Origin of the sequence: Microbacterium meiriae (assembly GCF_040686935.1) — a bacterium.
GTDB classification, from domain to species: Bacteria; Actinomycetota; Actinomycetes; order Actinomycetales; family Microbacteriaceae; genus Microbacterium; species Microbacterium meiriae.
Map to the genome: position 1 here is coordinate 870,880 of NZ_JBFBMF010000002.1, position 13,555 is coordinate 884,434.

Below are 13,555 nucleotides of genomic sequence, written 5' to 3' on the forward strand. Positions count from 1 at the left end.
AGGAGCCCGCGGCATGGACCTGCAGGATCTGCTGCCCACCGACATCGACTGGTGGCAGCTGCTGCTCGCCCTGCTCGTCGCCCTCGCGACCTGGATCATCTCGCGGTTCGCACGCCGGGGCACCACAGCCCTGCTCCGGCGTGCCCCCGGGATCTCCGCCGCCGTCGGGACGGCGATCACGCAGTTCGTCGCCTACGCCATCCTCCTGCTGGGCTTCGGCATCGCGCTCGCGATGCTCGGCGCCAACGTCCAGCCTCTGCTCGCGATCGTCGTCATCCTCGGCATCGTGGCGATCCTCGTCCTCCGCGGCGTCGCCGACAACTTCGCGGCCGGTGTGCTGCTGCAGGCACGGCAGACGGTCCGCATCGGCGACGAGATCGTCGTGGAGGCCCTGGATTCGGTCATCGCCGGGACCGTGACCGAGCTCAACGCCCGCGCGGTGATCCTGCGCACCGTCGACGGGCGCACCCTCCACATCCCCAATGCACGCCTGCTCTCGGATCCCGTCGTCAACGACTCCACCCATGGCGCCCGGCGCAGCGAGGTGGAGGTGCGGGTCCGGCGGGACGGGACGACCAGGATCGACGATCTGCTCGCGCCGCTCGTCGACGCGGCCAGGACGGCGGAGGGCGTGCACCGGCACGAGGGTGTGCGGGCACTCGTGTCAGCGTGAGCGCAGACCGGCTGACCGCGCGGCTGCAGTTCTGGCACCACCCGCTGCACGGTGCCGTGGTGAGTGCCGCGGTCGTGATCGCGGTCTTCGATGCCCTCGGCGGCCTTCGCACGACCGGCACGGTGACCAGCGTCCCGGCCCCACCACCGCTCGTCCCGTCCGACCCCGTGTGAGACCAGGGGTGCGCGATGTCGGTGCCCTCGGGCATGATCTGCGCATGGACATCACCTTCCTGCAACCGGACGGCCTCGTCCGCAGCCCTGCCTTCAGTCACGCCGCTGTCGTCCCGCCCGGGGCGACCACCGTCTACATCGGAGGGCAGAACGGCGTCGATGCCTCCGGTGCCGTCGTCTCCCCCGACGTGGCCGCGCAGTCCCTTCGCGCTCTCGACAACGCCCGAGTCGCACTGGAGTCCGCGGGGGCGACGCTCGACGACGTCGTGAGCTGGACCATCCTCATCGATCAGGAGGCAGATCTGCGAGCAGCGTATGGCGCCGTGGCCGCCACGCTCGCCAGAGAGGGCGCCCCGCCCCTGGTGACCGCCGCCCGGGTGGCGGGCCTCGGCGTGCCCGGAGCGTTCATCGAGGTGAGCGCGATCGCCGCGATGGTCCGCGACTGAGTCAGATGCGACCGCGCACGGGGGTGCGTTCCGCGCCGTCCGGCTCGTCGGGCATGGTCATCTCGGCACGGACACCGAGCAGCCGCACTTCCCGGTCGGCGTCGAGGGTCTCGCCGAGAGCGAGTGCCATCGCGACCACGTCCTCTCGTTCCGTCGTGGGGTCCGGGAGCTTCCGGCCGAAGGTCTTCGTCTCGAACGGCGCATACCGCACCTTGAGGTGCACCCGGGTGACCGGACGCCCTTCGACGGCGCAGTCGTCGAAGGCGTGCCCCGCGAGTTCGCGCAGCGCATCCTGTACCGCGTCGCGTGTCGTGAGGTTCTGCTGATACGTGGTCTCTCGACTGTGGCTCCGGGCCACCCACGGGGTGTCGTCGACGATCCGTGGCCCCAGCCCCGAGCCCAGACCCAGATACCACCGCCCCATCTTCGGACCGAACTCCGCGACCAGCGTCTCCTCGTCCGCCGCCGCGAGCTCGCGCACCGTCGCGATACCGTGGGTCGCCAGCCGCTTCTGCACCTTCGGTCCCACGCCCCACAGGTCACGCGTCGGCCGGTCGCCCATCACCGCGAACCAGTTGTCGGCGGTCAGCCGGAAGACACCCTGCGGTTTGCCGAACTCGGTCGCGATCTTCGCCCGCACCCTGTTGTCGCCGATGCCCACCGAGCAGTGCAGGCCGGTGGCCTCCTCCACCGCCCGCTGAGCGGCCCGCGCGACGCCCTCCGGATCATCGGTCGCGACTCCGAGGAAGCACTCGTCCCACCCCACCACCTCGAGCACCACGTCCGGCAGTGCCCGCAGCGCGGCCATCACCTCGTCCGATGCCCGCTCGTACTCCGCGTGATCGACGGGCAGGAACACCGCGTCCTCCGGCGCCTTCCGCGCCGCGATCTTCAGGGGCATGCCTGACCCGATGCCGAACGCGCGGGCCTCGTACGACGCCGTCGAGACGACGGCCCGCTCGGTCGGATCACCGCGTCCCCCGACGATGACCGGACGGCCGGCCAGTTCCGGACGGCGCCGCACCTCGACTGCCGCGATGAACTGATCCATGTCGACGTGCAGCACCCACTCGGTCATGCATCGAGTGTGACCGCTGACGACCGCGAAGTCACCCCGTCACACCAGGAAGATCGGCAGGAGCCCGGGGTTATGGGCGTGGACGAGGACGGCGAAGACCACCGCATCGAAGAGGAGGTGCACCGTGACGACGTAGGCCAGCGAATGGGTGCGGAGGAAGATGAACCCCTGCAGCAGCGCGAACGGGATGGTCAACAGCGGGCCCCACTCCCGGTAGCCGAGCTCCCAGAGGAAGGAGACGAAGACGACGGCCTGCAGCACGTTCGCCAGCGCATCGGGGAAATGGCGCCGCAGCAGCGCGAAGACGGTGCAGATGAAGAACAGCTCATCCCAGATGCCGACGGCGCCGACGCCGACGAACAGCCGCGCGATGAGGTCGGGCGTGTCCACCACGGGCCAGTTCTGATAGACGCCGCTGGTGATGAAGTAGAAGGGCAGGATCAGCCAGCCGAGCACCAGCACCGCGACGAGCCAGCCCCAGTGGAGCAGTCCCCAGCGCTGCCCGGTCCGCCAGGGGAACCGGATCGCCCGGTCGCGGAAGACGAACCGCGAGAGCAGATACGGCGCGAGCACCGCACCGCCGAGCGCGAGGGTGAAGCGCAGCATGGCCAGGTTGTCGAGCTCTGCCGCGAGCGGGATGACGCTCACGATGAGCATGCCGAGCGCGATCAGCGAGAGGTCACGGGTGAGCGAGGGCCGCCGGGATCCGTCGGCCCCGGTCAGCGGCTCGCCGTGGCGCTCCACGAGCAGGGCGGCACCGACGCCCAGCGCCAGCAGCAGCCAGCCGAGCCAGGGCAGCGCCACGACGAAGAAGGCCGGGGCGGCCGCGCACACCAGCGCCGCGGGGACGAGGCGCACCCCCATGGGCGCACTCGGAGAGGCCTCCGTCATGCACGATCCCGTCGGCGGTACACGAGATCGCGGATGTCGCGGCCCTTCGCACGGCCCTTCCGCTCGAACGCGGTCATGACGCGGCCGTCGAACCGCTCGGCCCAGTCGCCCTCGAAAGCCCGCTCGAACAGAGGCTCGGCGTCGAGCACCTCCCGCATCTGCAGTGCGTAGTCCTCCCAGTCGGTCGCGAGCCGGAGGAGGCCGCCGTCGCGCAGCGCCCTGGCGGCCGTGTCCCCGAATCCCGGGCGCACCAGGCGACGCTTGGTGTGGCGCTTCTTGTGCCAGGGATCGGGGAAGAAGATCCACACCTCGGCCGCCGCTGCCTCCGGCAGGTACGAGGAGAGCACCTCCGGCGCATTGGCCTCCACGACGCGGAGGTTCTGTGCACCCGCGCGGTCGGCGTCGAGCATGGTCCGGGCGAGCCCCGCACGGAAGACCTCCACCGCGAGGAAGTCGTCGTGCGGACGGCTCGACGCGGCGGCGACGATGGCATGCCCCTGGCCTGACCCGATCTCGACGAAGAGATCGGCCTCCCGGCCGTACTCGGCGGCGACGTCCAGCCGCGCCTCGGGGTGCACGGAGGTCCATGCCACCGCGCGCGGGACATCCAGCAGATAGTGCGGGGCGAGATCGGTGAAGGCGCGCTCCTGCGCCTCGGACATCCGGCCGCTCCGACGCACGAAGGACACCGGTTCGTCGCGGAAGGTACGCGGTTCGGGCATGGATCCAGGGTAGTCGCCGGCGGTCCCGCGGCCGGACGCGGTCACCCCGCGGGCGCGGTGACGAAGTCGATCAACTCCTCCACCCGCCCGAGGAGCGCGGGCTCGAGGTCGCGGTAGGTCGTGACCTTCGACAGGATGTGCTGCCAGGCCCTCGCCGTGTCGGCCTGGGTCTCGTGCGGCCAGCCGAACGCTCGGCAGATGCCGGTCTTCCAGTCGACGCCGCGCGGGATCTCTGGCCATGCCGCGATGCCGAGTGCCCGAGGGGTGACGCACTGCCAGACGTCCACGAACGGGTGGCCCACGATGCGGACGTGCCGGCCGTGCGGGCCGCGGGCGACCGCCTCGGCGATGCGGGACTCCTTCGACCCCGGCACGAGGTGGTCGACGAGGACTCCGTACCGCCGTCGCGCACTCGGGGGCTCAGCGGCGAGGAGCTCGTCGAGCAGATCCACGCCCTGCAGGTACTCGACGACGACGCCCTCGACGCGCAGGTCGGCGCCCCACACCTTCTCGACGAGCTCGGCGTCGTGCAGCCCCTCGACGAGGATGCGGCTGGGCAGCGCCGTCCGCGCCCGCTGATCCGCCACCGCGAAAGATCCGGAGGCCGTGCGACGGGGTCCCTGTGCGGACGCCGCCGGGGCGGCGAGGCGGACCGGAGCTCCGTCGATGAGGAAGCCGCCGCCGAGGGGGAACAGGCGCCGCCGCCCGAGCCGGTCCTCGAGCTCCACGGTGCCGCCCTGCACCTTCGTCACGGCGCCGCAGAACCCGTCCGCCGCGACCTCGACCACGAGATCGACCTCCGCGGGCACCTGCGGCACCGGCTTCGCGCCGCGCTCGCGCCAGCCCGCCGCCAGCACGTCCGATCCGTACCTGTCGTCCATGCCTTCCAGCGTATGTGCCTCCGCTGAGGGCGAACGCCGAGACGCGCGCGAGTGCTGTCGCGTGTCGTACCCAGTGCATAGACTCGACACATGGGGCTCGGCTGCCGGTCGGAGGGAACACGATGACGAAACGGTGGCTGACGCTGGGTGCTCTGGCCCTCGCGGTCGCGACGGGGGCGCTGTCCGCCTCGGCGGCGTCCGCGACCGATCCGCTCACGCTCGACTCCGGGTACGTCACCGACCAGGCCGACGTCCTCTCCCCCGCCGAGGAGGAACAGGTCGAGTCGCGCCTGCAGGAGCTCACCGACAACTCCTCCGCCGACCTGTTCGTCGTCCTCGTCGACGACTTCACCAGCCCGAGCGACAGCGTCGCCTGGGCCGACCAGGTCGCGAACGACAACCGGCTCGGCCCCGATCAGTACCTGCTCGCGATCGCCGTCGAGGGCCGCAGCCTCTACATCTCCGCGGACTCCTCCGGACCGTTGAGCGACGGGCAGCTCGCCGCCATCGAGGACGCCATCGCCCCGCTCGCCGGCAGCGGCGACTGGGTGGGCGCCATCACACTGGCCGCGGACGAGTTCCAGGGGGACGGCGGCGCCGGAGCGCTCCGCGTCACGCTGATCATCGTCGGGGTGGTCGCGGCCGCCCTGCTGATCTGGCTCGTCGTGGCCCTGGTCCGTCGCTCGCGCCGCAACGCGGCCATCCGCGAGCGGGGCGCCATGCCGGAGACCCCGGACCCCGCCGATCCGTTCTCCACGCTCACCGATGCGCAGGTGGAGCAGCAGGCCGGCGCCGCGCTCGTCCGCGCCGACGACGCCATCACCTCGAGCCGGGAGGAGCTGGGATTCGCCGTGGCGCAGTACGGCGAGGGCGCGACCGCGGAGTTCTCCCGCGCCGTCGACGAGGCGAAGGCGAAGATCGCCGAGGCGTTCGACCTCCGGCAGAAGCTCGACGACGAGATCGAGGACTCCATCCACGACCGGCGCGCGTGGCACATCCGCATCATCCGGCTGGCGGACGAGATCGACGACATCCTCGACGACAACACCGAGGCCTTCGATGAACTGCGCAAGCTGCAAGAGAACGCGCCGCAGGAGCTGGAGCGCGTGCGTCGGGAGCGCGACCAGCTGATGCCGCTCCTCGCCTCCGCCGCACCCGCGCTCGCTGCTCTCTCCGGAACGTACGACCAGAGCGCGCTGGCCACTGTGGCGGACAACCCCGCGCAGGCTCAGGAACGTGCGGCACTGGCGGATCGCTCGATCGATGCGGCGGCTCAGGCCCTGGCCGCCGGCCGCAGCGGAGAGGCCGCCTTCGCGATCCGCACCGCCGAACAGGCGGTCGCACAGGCCGCGCAGCTCGTCCAGGCGATCACCGCCCTCGGCGCCGAGCTGTCCGCCATCGAAGCGCAGGCGCAGGCCCTCGTGGCGGAGCTGGAGGCCGGTGTCACCGCAGCATCGCAGCTCCCCGATCCGGCCGGCGCTCTGGCCGCCGCGTCCGGCGCTGTCACCGCGCAGTTGCGGGCGGCGCACCAGGATCTCCTCGGCACGCCGCGGAACCCGCAGCGGGCACTGGACGCCCTTACTGCTGCGAACGCCCAGATCGACGGCGCGATCGCCCAGGGGCGGGAAGCCGTGGACCGCGCGCGCCGCGCACAGCAGCTTCTCGAGCAGACGCTCGCCCAGGCCGGGTCGGAGATCCGCGCTGCGCGCGACTTCATCGAGACGCGTCGGGGGACGGTGGGTTCCACCGCCCGCACCCGGCTCGCTGCGGCGGACGCCGCCCTCACCCAGGCGCTCACCCTGCGCACGACCGAGGTGGAGCGCGCCCTCTCCGAGGCGCAGCGCGCCCTCGGTCTCGCGCGCGAGGCCACATCCGCGGCGGAGGCCGACCTGCGCGCGTACTCCCCCGGCGCCTACGCGGACGACGGCTGGGGCGGAGTCTTCGGCGGCTCCGCGTCCCGCTCCACCGGCTCCGGCATCGGCGGGGACATCCTCGGCGGGATCATCGGCGGACTGCTCGCCGGCGGCGGGGGCGGCGGCTCCTCGCGGCGCAGCAGCGGCTGGCGCTCCTCGGGCGGCTTCCGCAGCTCCGGGTTCGGCGGCGGCGGATCCCGCGGTGGCGGACGAGGACGGTCCGGAGGTCGACGCTTCTGATCCCTCGCACAGACACATACGCCAAGCTCTCGAAGACGCCCCTCTGAAAGGAACCACGCATGACCAAGCAGTCCATCTTCGGACGGATCTCCACCCTCGTCCGCGCGAACATCAACGCCCTCCTGGACTCTGCGGAAGACCCGCAGAAGATGCTCGACCAGCTCGTCCGCGACTACACCAACAGCATCGCCGACGCCGAGTCCGCCATCGCGGAGACCATCGGCAACCTGCGGCTGCTGGAGCGCGACCACGAGGAAGACGTGCAGGCGGCCACCGAGTGGGGCAACAAGGCCCTCGCCGCCAGCCGCAAGGCCGACGAGATGCGCGGCTCGGGCAACAGCGCTGACGCCGACAAGTTCGACAACCTCGCGAAGATCGCCCTGCAGCGCCAGATCAGCGCCGAGCGGGAGGCGACGAGCGCCGAGCCGCAGATCGCGGCTCAGACCGAGATCGTCGACAAGCTCAAGAGCGGCCTGAACGGCATGAAGGACAAGCTCAACGAGCTGAAGAACAAGCGCAGCGAGCTCCTCGCCCGCGCCAAGGTCGCCGAGGCGCAGACCAAGGTGCAGGACGCGGTCAGCTCGATCAACGTGCTCGACCCCACCAGCGAGCTGGGACGGTTCGAGGACAAGGTCCGCCGCCAGGAGGCTCTCGCCCAGGGCAAGGCGGAGCTGGCCGCCTCGAGCCTCGACGCCCAGTTCGAGAGCCTCGAGGACCTCGGGGAGCTCACCGAGGTCGAGGCGCGCCTCGCCGAGCTGAAGGCCGGCGGCAGCGCGCCGCGGCAGGCGCTCGAAGGCAACTGACACCGTCGCGGATGCCCGGGCGCACGCCCGGGCATCCGCCGTTCCGTCTCCGGGAGGTCTCCATGGTGCGTTTCCTCGTCGTGCCGCAGTGGCAGGGTTCACCCGCCGCCCGCGCGATGCTCCTCGTCGACGGCGCGTCGGCCATCGCGGGCGATCTGCCGCGTGCGGCGACGACCGTCCTCGACGTCCCCGTCGAGGCGGGGGAATCGCTGGGCACGGGCGTCCGACGACTCAGCGCGCTCGCGCGGACCCGAGAGCTCGTGGCCGGGCATCTCGAAGCCGGGACCGTGCTGATCGGCGGCGACTGCAGCATCACCGTCGCCGCACTCGACACGCTCCCCGGAGGCACCGACGACCTCGCGGTGGTCTGGTGCGATGCGCACGCCGACCTGCACACTCCGGACACATCGCCCTCCGGCGCGTTCTCCGGCATGGCGCTGCGCGCCGTCGTCGGTGAGGGAGAACCGCAGCTCGCCCTCTCCCCCGGCATCCCCCGAGACCGTGTCGTCACCGTGGGCGTCCGGAACGTGGACGATGCCGAGACCGACGACTGGGGCCGCCTCCGGAACCTCGCGGTGACCGATATGGACGATCCGGGCGCGCTCGCCGATGCCGTGCAGGACACGGGCGCCCAGCGCGTCTGGGTGCACATCGACGTCGACGTCCTCGATCCCGCGACCTTCACCGGGGTCTCCGCTGCCGTCCCCTTCGGCGTCACCCCGACGTCTCTGAGCACGGCGATCAGAGAACTGCGGGCCCGCGTCCCCTTGGCGGGGGCGACCATCGCGGGCTTCGCGCCCCGTACGCCCGCCGACGCGGTCGACGATCTCGGCGCGATCCTGCGCCTCGTCGGAGCCGTCGCATGAGTCCCAGGGCGGGCTGGGAGACGATCGCGGCGGAACGCCTCGCCCGCGGGCGCCGGGCGGATCGTCGCATCCCCTCGTTCCTGCTGCGCTCGCCGATCAGCCGACTGGGCTACCTCTGGGGAACGGCCGTCGGCTGGATCTGGGGCACGCTGTGGAGCACCGGTCCGATCGAACGGCGCGGCGGACTCTGGGTCTTCCGCGGCATGCCGCGGTGGACCTTCCACCGCGGCGGCGTCTGCGTCGGCGGGTGCTTCCTCACCGGCGACGCGCGGCCGACGGACGCGGTGCTGCGCCACGAGGCCGTCCACAAGCAGCAGTGGTTGCGCTACGGCTTCCTGATGCCGGTGCTCTACCTGTTCGCGGGACGGGACCCGCTGCGCAACCGCTTCGAGATCGAAGCAGGACTGGAAGACGGCAACTACGTGCGCCCCACCCGCTGACTCAGTTCTCGACAGGAAGCAGACCGAAGCGCTCCGGCACGCGGATGCGGTGCGCGGCGACGCCGAGGCGGTCGGTGAGGTGCTCGACGATGTCGGCCGTGCCGAGGTAGCCGCCGAGCAGTGTGACGTGCGTCTCGACCTCGTCATCCAGCAGCATCTCGTCAGCCCATGCGCACGTGGCTCGGGCCAGCGCCTGACCCGGGGTGCAGCCGCGCCCACTGCCCGGGGCTCCGGAGCGCGCCGAACGCGCGAGCCAGGTGACCGTCATGCGGCCCGGCGCATGGATCACGCCGATGTCGGAGGCATCGGGAACCTCGATGAAGATGCGACCGGACGCACAGAGCGGGAGAGTCGCGAGGAACGCCTCGAGGTCGAGCAGCGAATGCTCGTCGGCGGTGACCAGGTGGTGTGCGCGACGGCGCGCCGCGCGGCGTGCCGCACGCGTGCCCCGGGTGTCGAGCGTGGTGTCCATGGTGATCCCATCGTACACCAAGCGAAGGCTTGCCTAACCTTCGGCGGCGGCATCCTCCGACACGGGCTCGACGAGCGCATCGCGCAGAGCGGCGAGCTCGTCATCCGACATGCCGTTCGCGTGCAGATAGCCGGCGGCCGACCCCCACCGTTCGTCCACTTCCGCGAGCAGCCGACGCATCACCTCGGCCGGTGAGCGGGTGGCGAGATCCACGGCGTGCACCGCCTCGGGATGCTGCGACCGCAGGTACGCGGCGATGCGCCGTGACCGTTCGGCCGGCAGCTGCGACTCGGTGAGAGCGTAATCGGCGATGACGCCTTCCCTGTCGGCGCCGACCGCCGAGAGCGCCAGCGCGACAGTCACCCCCGTGCGGTCCTTGCCCACGGTGCAGTGGACCAGCGTCGGCTCCCCCGCGGCGATCACCCGGACGGCGGCGACCAGCCGCTCGCCGCTCTGCTCCAGAAGATGCAGGTACAGGTCGTCGAGACTCGTGTCGGACTCGAAGAAGGAGCGCACCGACCCGAGGAACAGCGGAAGGTGGGTCGTCTCCGGGCCCTCGATCTCGCTCGGTTCCGCGGCGACCTCCTCGCCGTCGCGGAGGTCGACGATGTGGCGCACCGCCGACCGCAGGCGCGCGGCGCCCTTCGTCGTCGCCGTGGAGAGCTGACCGGACCGCAGCAGAACGCCGTGGCGGATGCGTCCACCCGCCGCGGGGATCCCGCCGACGTCCCGGACGTTGGTCACGCCCTCGACGTCGAGGACCGTCACGCGCCCGCCTGAGAGCCGCGCGGGGGCACCGGGTAGCGCCCGGCGATGACGATGCGGTTGAAGGCGTTGATCGACACGCACGCCCAGCTCAGCGCGGCGTACTCCTTCTCGGTGAAGACGCTCCCCACCAGGTCGTAGACCTCGTCCGAGATGCCATCCTCCGCGATGAAGGTGAAGGCCTCGGCCAGCTCGAGCGCGGCACGCTCGCGATCGCTGAACACACCGCTCTCACGCCACACGGCGATCTGGCTGATCGTGTCGACATCCAGCCCGGCGGCGACCGCGCGGTCCACGTGGATCCGCGTGCAGTAGCTGCACCCGTTCAGCTGCGAGCAGTGGATCATGACGATCTCCTTCAGCCGATCGTCGATCCCGTTCTCGGCACAGATCGTGCCGACCGTCTTCGAGAAGGCGTCGAGGGCCTGATAGGCCGCAGGCTCCGTCTTGGACAGGTGCACGCGCTGTTCGGTCATACCTCCATGATATTCCGGCGAGTGCGCGGGAGAGCGGCACCCCGAGGGGAGGTCGAAATGCAGATCGACAAGCATGTTGCGCAAAATCTAATCTGAACGCACGCCAAATGCCGGTTCTGGATTGTCGATGTGCTCTCGCATTTCCCGTGGTGGCGATTCGGGGCGCAGAATAGCCGCGTGGCGATCGACAGCAGCGAGTTCTCCTATCTTCCCGCACAGGCCGATGCTCTCGGCGTCCCGCTCCCGACGGTGGAGCGACTGACCCTCCCCCTTCCCGACGGCCGGTCCGTGAGCGCGCTGCGCTTCGGCACCGAGGCCCCGCGCATCACGCTCCTGCACGGCGCGGGGCTGAACGCCCACACGTGGGACACGACGGCGCTGGCGCTCGGACAGCCGCTCCTCGCGATCGACCTCGCCGGCCACGGCGACTCCGCCTGGCGTGACGATGCGGACTACTCCCCCCGCACACTCGCCGCGGACGTGGTCGCCGCGCTGGACGCATGGACGTCCCGGCCGCAGGTGCTCGTCGGACAGTCTCTCGGCGGTCTCACCGGCGCCGCTGTCGCCGCGGCCCGACCCGACCTGGTGGCCGCGCTGGTCGTCGTGGACATCACCCCCGGCATCGACGTCTCCGCCGGCCCCGCCGCCCTGCGCGAGTTCTACGCCGGCCCGACGGACTTCGCCAGCCGTGCGGAGCTCGTCGACAAGGCGATGGCCCTCGGATTCGGCGGCACCCGCCCCGAGACGGAGCGCGGCGTCTTCCTCAACACGCGCGTGCGTGCAGACGGGCGCGTGGAGTGGAAGCACCATTTCGCGCACCTCGCGGCGGCCGCGCTGGCCGCTCACGACCCCGGCACCGCGGCGGCCCCCTCGGTGCTGCACGAGACCGGCTGGGATGATCTGGCGGCCGTGGCAGCGCCCGTCACGCTCGTCCGCGCCGAGCGCGGCTTCGTCAGCGCTGCCGATGCGGAGCAGTTCCAGCAGCGGCTCCCCGACGCCCGCGTCGTGGCACTGGACGCCACGCACAACGTGCAGGAGACGGCACCTCGTGACCTCGCGGCACTCGTCGCCTCCGCGGTCACGGCCGGAATATGACGTTCCGTTCCGCACCCGCGCCGCATCCCTCTGCCCGACCCTAGGCTCGTCCCACCGGCACACAGCACCTGCCGCACCGAGAGGAAACACCCATGTTCCGACGTCATCGACGCCTCGCGCTGATCTCCGCGCTCGCGGCCACCGCCGTGATCCTCAGCGCCTGCTCCGGCTCCGCCGAGCCCGCCCCGTCCGCGGGCGGCGAGCCCGACCCCGACGCCACCCTGCACGTCGGTCTCGTGCTCGAACCCACGAACCTCGACATCCGGCACACCAGCGGCGCCGCTCTCGAGCAGGTCCTCATCGACAACATCTACGAAGGACTGGTCAGCCGCACGCAGGAGAACGAGATCGTCGAGCGGCTCGCCTCGGACTACGAGGTGTCCGACGACGGCCTCACCTACACGTTCACCCTCAACGACGGCATCACCTTCCACGACGGCTCGCCCCTCACCTCCGCCGACGTCGTGGCGTCGTACGAGACCGTCCGCACCGACACGACGGTGCAGGGCAACGCGGAGTTCGCGTCCGTCGCCTCGATCTCGGCCCCGGACGCCACGACCGTCCAGATCGTGCTGTCGGAGCCGAACCAGAACTTCCTCTTCTCGCTCACCGGCCCGGCCGGCCTCGTCTTCAAGAAGGGCGACACCACCGACCTCAAGACCGCGGAGAACGGCACCGGGCCCTTCACGCTCACGCGCTGGAACAAGGGCAGCACGATCACCTTCGCCCGCAACGACGAGTACTGGGGCGAGCCGGCCGGCGTCGCCGAGGTCGAGTTCCAGTACATCCCCGACTTCACGGCCGGAGTGAACGCCGCTCTCGCCGGCGACGTCGACGTGCTCACCGCGGTGGACCCCAACCTTGCTCCCCAGCTCGAGGACTCGGGCGACTTCACACTCACGACGGGCCGCACGACCGACAAGGCCACGCTCGCCTTCAACAACAAGAAGGCCCCGCTGGACGACGTCCGGGTGCGAGAGGCTCTGCGCCTGGCGATCGACCACGACGCGCTCATCGAGGCCGTCGGCGCCGGCACTCCGCTGTACGGTCCGATCCCCGAGCTCGACCCCGGCTACGAGGACCTCTCCGACGTCATCTCCTACGACCCCGACCGGGCGAAGGAGCTGCTCGCCGAGGCCGGCCAGGAGGATCTCGACCTCACCCTGACGATCCCGTCGTTCTACGGCACCACCGTGCCGAAGGTCCTCATCTCGGACTTCGACAAGGTCGGTGTGAACCTCGAGGTCGACTCCGTGGAGTTCCCGACCTGGCTCGAGGACGTCTACACCAACAAGGACTACGACCTCAGCTTCGTCCTGCACGTCGAGCCGCGGGACTTCGGCAACTTCGCCAATCCGGACTACTACTTCGGCTACGACAACGCCGAGGTGCAGGACCTCTACGCGCAGGCGATGGCGGAGGTCGACGCGGACGCCTCCGCGAAGCTCCTCGCCGAGGCGGCCCGCATCGTCTCCGAGGACCACGCGGCCGACTGGCTCTACAACGGCCAGACGATCACCGCCGTGAGCCCGCTCGTCAGCGGATTCCCTGAGGACTCGATCAACTCGCGCATCGACCTCGCGGGTGTGACCGTCTCCGCGGCGAGCTGACGACGGCCGAC

General features: G+C 71.0%; 16 protein-coding genes. 9 read left to right on the plus strand and 7 right to left on the minus strand.

Translation table 11 applies throughout. The annotated features are described in order from the left end of the window. The first annotated feature begins 13 nt into the window (after positions 1-13). The 3 genes from AB0P08_RS09670 to AB0P08_RS09680 are packed head-to-tail and all read left to right on the plus strand — an operon-like array spanning position 14 to position 1,292. Positions 14-673: a mechanosensitive ion channel domain-containing protein gene (locus AB0P08_RS09670; RefSeq protein ID WP_363589607.1), complete on the plus strand. Its 660-nt coding sequence runs from the start codon at positions 14-16 to the stop codon at positions 671-673. Continuing rightward, positions 670-846 carry a hypothetical protein gene (locus AB0P08_RS09675; RefSeq protein ID WP_363589609.1) on the plus strand — a complete coding sequence of 59 codons (177 nt, stop codon included), beginning with the start codon at positions 670-672 and terminating at the stop codon, positions 844-846. Before AB0P08_RS09670 ends, AB0P08_RS09675 begins: the two co-directional genes overlap by 4 nt. Before the next feature lie 44 nt (positions 847-890). Continuing rightward, a complete protein-coding gene (locus tag AB0P08_RS09680) occupies positions 891-1,292 on the plus strand; it encodes a RidA family protein (RefSeq protein WP_363589611.1) in 402 nt (133 codons plus the stop codon). A 1-nt stretch (position 1,293) separates the two neighbouring features. Here AB0P08_RS09680 and AB0P08_RS09685 read toward each other — a convergent pair whose 3' ends face one another. From AB0P08_RS09685 to AB0P08_RS09700, 4 genes are read right to left on the minus strand one after another with little or no spacing between them, the layout of a single operon-like run. Continuing rightward, entirely contained in the window at positions 1,294-2,370 is a 1,077-nt protein-coding gene (locus tag AB0P08_RS09685; protein WP_363589613.1) for a DNA polymerase IV, read from the minus strand. 39 nt (positions 2,371-2,409) lie between these two features. Continuing rightward, positions 2,410-3,261: a CPBP family intramembrane glutamic endopeptidase gene (locus tag AB0P08_RS09690; protein WP_363589615.1), complete on the minus strand. Its 852-nt coding sequence runs from the start codon at positions 3,259-3,261 to the stop codon at positions 2,410-2,412. After that, positions 3,258-3,983 (minus strand): tRNA (guanosine(46)-N7)-methyltransferase TrmB, encoded by a 726-nt coding sequence (gene trmB / locus AB0P08_RS09695; RefSeq protein ID WP_187663771.1) that lies wholly within the window; start codon positions 3,981-3,983, stop codon positions 3,258-3,260. Before trmB ends, AB0P08_RS09690 begins: the two co-directional genes overlap by 4 nt. Positions 3,984-4,024: 41 nt before the next feature. Then, on the minus strand, positions 4,025-4,864 hold the full coding sequence (locus tag AB0P08_RS09700; protein ID WP_363589617.1) for a DUF3097 domain-containing protein: 840 nt from the start codon (positions 4,862-4,864) through the stop codon (positions 4,025-4,027). Positions 4,865-4,986: 122 nt separating this feature from the next. Between AB0P08_RS09700 and AB0P08_RS09705 the strand changes: the two genes are divergently transcribed. The 4 genes from AB0P08_RS09705 to AB0P08_RS09720 all read left to right on the plus strand — a co-directional run bounded on the left by AB0P08_RS09705 (position 4,987) and on the right by AB0P08_RS09720 (position 9,126). Next, entirely contained in the window at positions 4,987-7,017 is a 2,031-nt protein-coding gene (locus AB0P08_RS09705; protein WP_363589619.1) for a TPM domain-containing protein, read from the plus strand. Between the two features lie 59 nt (positions 7,018-7,076). Continuing rightward, the gene (locus AB0P08_RS09710; RefSeq protein ID WP_187663768.1) at positions 7,077-7,820 is read left to right on the plus strand and encodes a PspA/IM30 family protein; all 744 of its coding nucleotides are present in this window, start codon (positions 7,077-7,079) and stop codon (positions 7,818-7,820) included. Positions 7,821-7,882: 62 nt separating this feature from the next. Next, positions 7,883-8,686: an arginase family protein gene (locus AB0P08_RS09715; RefSeq protein WP_363589621.1), complete on the plus strand. Its 804-nt coding sequence runs from the start codon at positions 7,883-7,885 to the stop codon at positions 8,684-8,686. Further along, positions 8,683-9,126: a Fe-S oxidoreductase gene (locus tag AB0P08_RS09720; protein WP_315637081.1), complete on the plus strand. Its 444-nt coding sequence runs from the start codon at positions 8,683-8,685 to the stop codon at positions 9,124-9,126. The genes AB0P08_RS09715 and AB0P08_RS09720 overlap by 4 nt, the downstream gene beginning before the upstream one ends. 1 nt (position 9,127) lies before the next feature. Here the strand turns inward: AB0P08_RS09720 and AB0P08_RS09725 are convergent, their stop codons facing one another. Genes AB0P08_RS09725 through AB0P08_RS09735 form a run of 3 tightly spaced genes read right to left on the minus strand, consistent with a single transcriptional unit; the run spans position 9,128 to position 10,839 of the window. Beyond that, on the minus strand, positions 9,128-9,598 hold the full coding sequence (locus AB0P08_RS09725; RefSeq protein WP_259955111.1) for an SIP domain-containing protein: 471 nt from the start codon (positions 9,596-9,598) through the stop codon (positions 9,128-9,130). A 33-nt stretch (positions 9,599-9,631) separates the two neighbouring features. Continuing rightward, positions 9,632-10,366 (minus strand): tyrosine-protein phosphatase, encoded by a 735-nt coding sequence (locus AB0P08_RS09730; RefSeq protein WP_363589623.1) that lies wholly within the window; start codon positions 10,364-10,366, stop codon positions 9,632-9,634. Then, complete coding sequence (locus tag AB0P08_RS09735; RefSeq protein WP_363589625.1) at positions 10,363-10,839, minus strand: carboxymuconolactone decarboxylase family protein; 477 nt, start codon at positions 10,837-10,839, stop codon at positions 10,363-10,365. The genes AB0P08_RS09730 and AB0P08_RS09735 overlap by 4 nt, the downstream gene beginning before the upstream one ends. Before the next feature lie 177 nt (positions 10,840-11,016). Here AB0P08_RS09735 and AB0P08_RS09740 point away from each other — a divergent pair, with 177 nt between their 5' ends. Both AB0P08_RS09740 and AB0P08_RS09745 read left to right on the plus strand, forming a co-directional pair. Next, positions 11,017-11,934: an alpha/beta fold hydrolase gene (locus AB0P08_RS09740; protein ID WP_363589627.1), complete on the plus strand. Its 918-nt coding sequence runs from the start codon at positions 11,017-11,019 to the stop codon at positions 11,932-11,934. A gap of 92 nt (positions 11,935-12,026) precedes the next feature. Further along, positions 12,027-13,544 carry an ABC transporter substrate-binding protein gene (locus AB0P08_RS09745; RefSeq protein WP_187663762.1) on the plus strand — a complete coding sequence of 506 codons (1,518 nt, stop codon included), beginning with the start codon at positions 12,027-12,029 and terminating at the stop codon, positions 13,542-13,544. Positions 13,545-13,555 lie beyond the last annotated feature (11 nt).

Excerpts from the sequence above, each read along its gene's own strand:
- AB0P08_RS09745 (WP_187663762.1), top strand. The coding sequence starts at position 12,027 with ATGTTCCGACGTCATCGACGCCTCGCGCTGATCTCCGCGCTCGCGGCC.
- AB0P08_RS09670 (WP_363589607.1), top strand. The coding sequence starts at position 14 with ATGGACCTGCAGGATCTGCTGCCCACCGACATCGACTGGTGGCAGCTG.
- AB0P08_RS09685 (WP_363589613.1), bottom strand. The coding sequence starts at position 2,370 with ATGACCGAGTGGGTGCTGCACGTCGACATGGATCAGTTCATCGCGGCA.
- AB0P08_RS09710 (WP_187663768.1), top strand. The coding sequence starts at position 7,077 with ATGACCAAGCAGTCCATCTTCGGACGGATCTCCACCCTCGTCCGCGCG.
- AB0P08_RS09705 (WP_363589619.1), top strand. The coding sequence starts at position 4,987 with ATGACGAAACGGTGGCTGACGCTGGGTGCTCTGGCCCTCGCGGTCGCG.
- AB0P08_RS09735 (WP_363589625.1), bottom strand. The coding sequence starts at position 10,839 with ATGACCGAACAGCGCGTGCACCTGTCCAAGACGGAGCCTGCGGCCTAT.
- AB0P08_RS09690 (WP_363589615.1), bottom strand. The coding sequence starts at position 3,261 with ATGACGGAGGCCTCTCCGAGTGCGCCCATGGGGGTGCGCCTCGTCCCC.
- AB0P08_RS09720 (WP_315637081.1), top strand. The coding sequence starts at position 8,683 with ATGAGTCCCAGGGCGGGCTGGGAGACGATCGCGGCGGAACGCCTCGCC.
- AB0P08_RS09715 (WP_363589621.1), top strand. The coding sequence starts at position 7,883 with ATGGTGCGTTTCCTCGTCGTGCCGCAGTGGCAGGGTTCACCCGCCGCC.
- AB0P08_RS09700 (WP_363589617.1), bottom strand. The coding sequence starts at position 4,864 with ATGGACGACAGGTACGGATCGGACGTGCTGGCGGCGGGCTGGCGCGAG.
- trmB (WP_187663771.1), bottom strand. The coding sequence starts at position 3,983 with ATGCCCGAACCGCGTACCTTCCGCGACGAACCGGTGTCCTTCGTGCGT.
- AB0P08_RS09680 (WP_363589611.1), top strand. The coding sequence starts at position 891 with ATGGACATCACCTTCCTGCAACCGGACGGCCTCGTCCGCAGCCCTGCC.
- AB0P08_RS09725 (WP_259955111.1), bottom strand. The coding sequence starts at position 9,598 with ATGGACACCACGCTCGACACCCGGGGCACGCGTGCGGCACGCCGCGCG.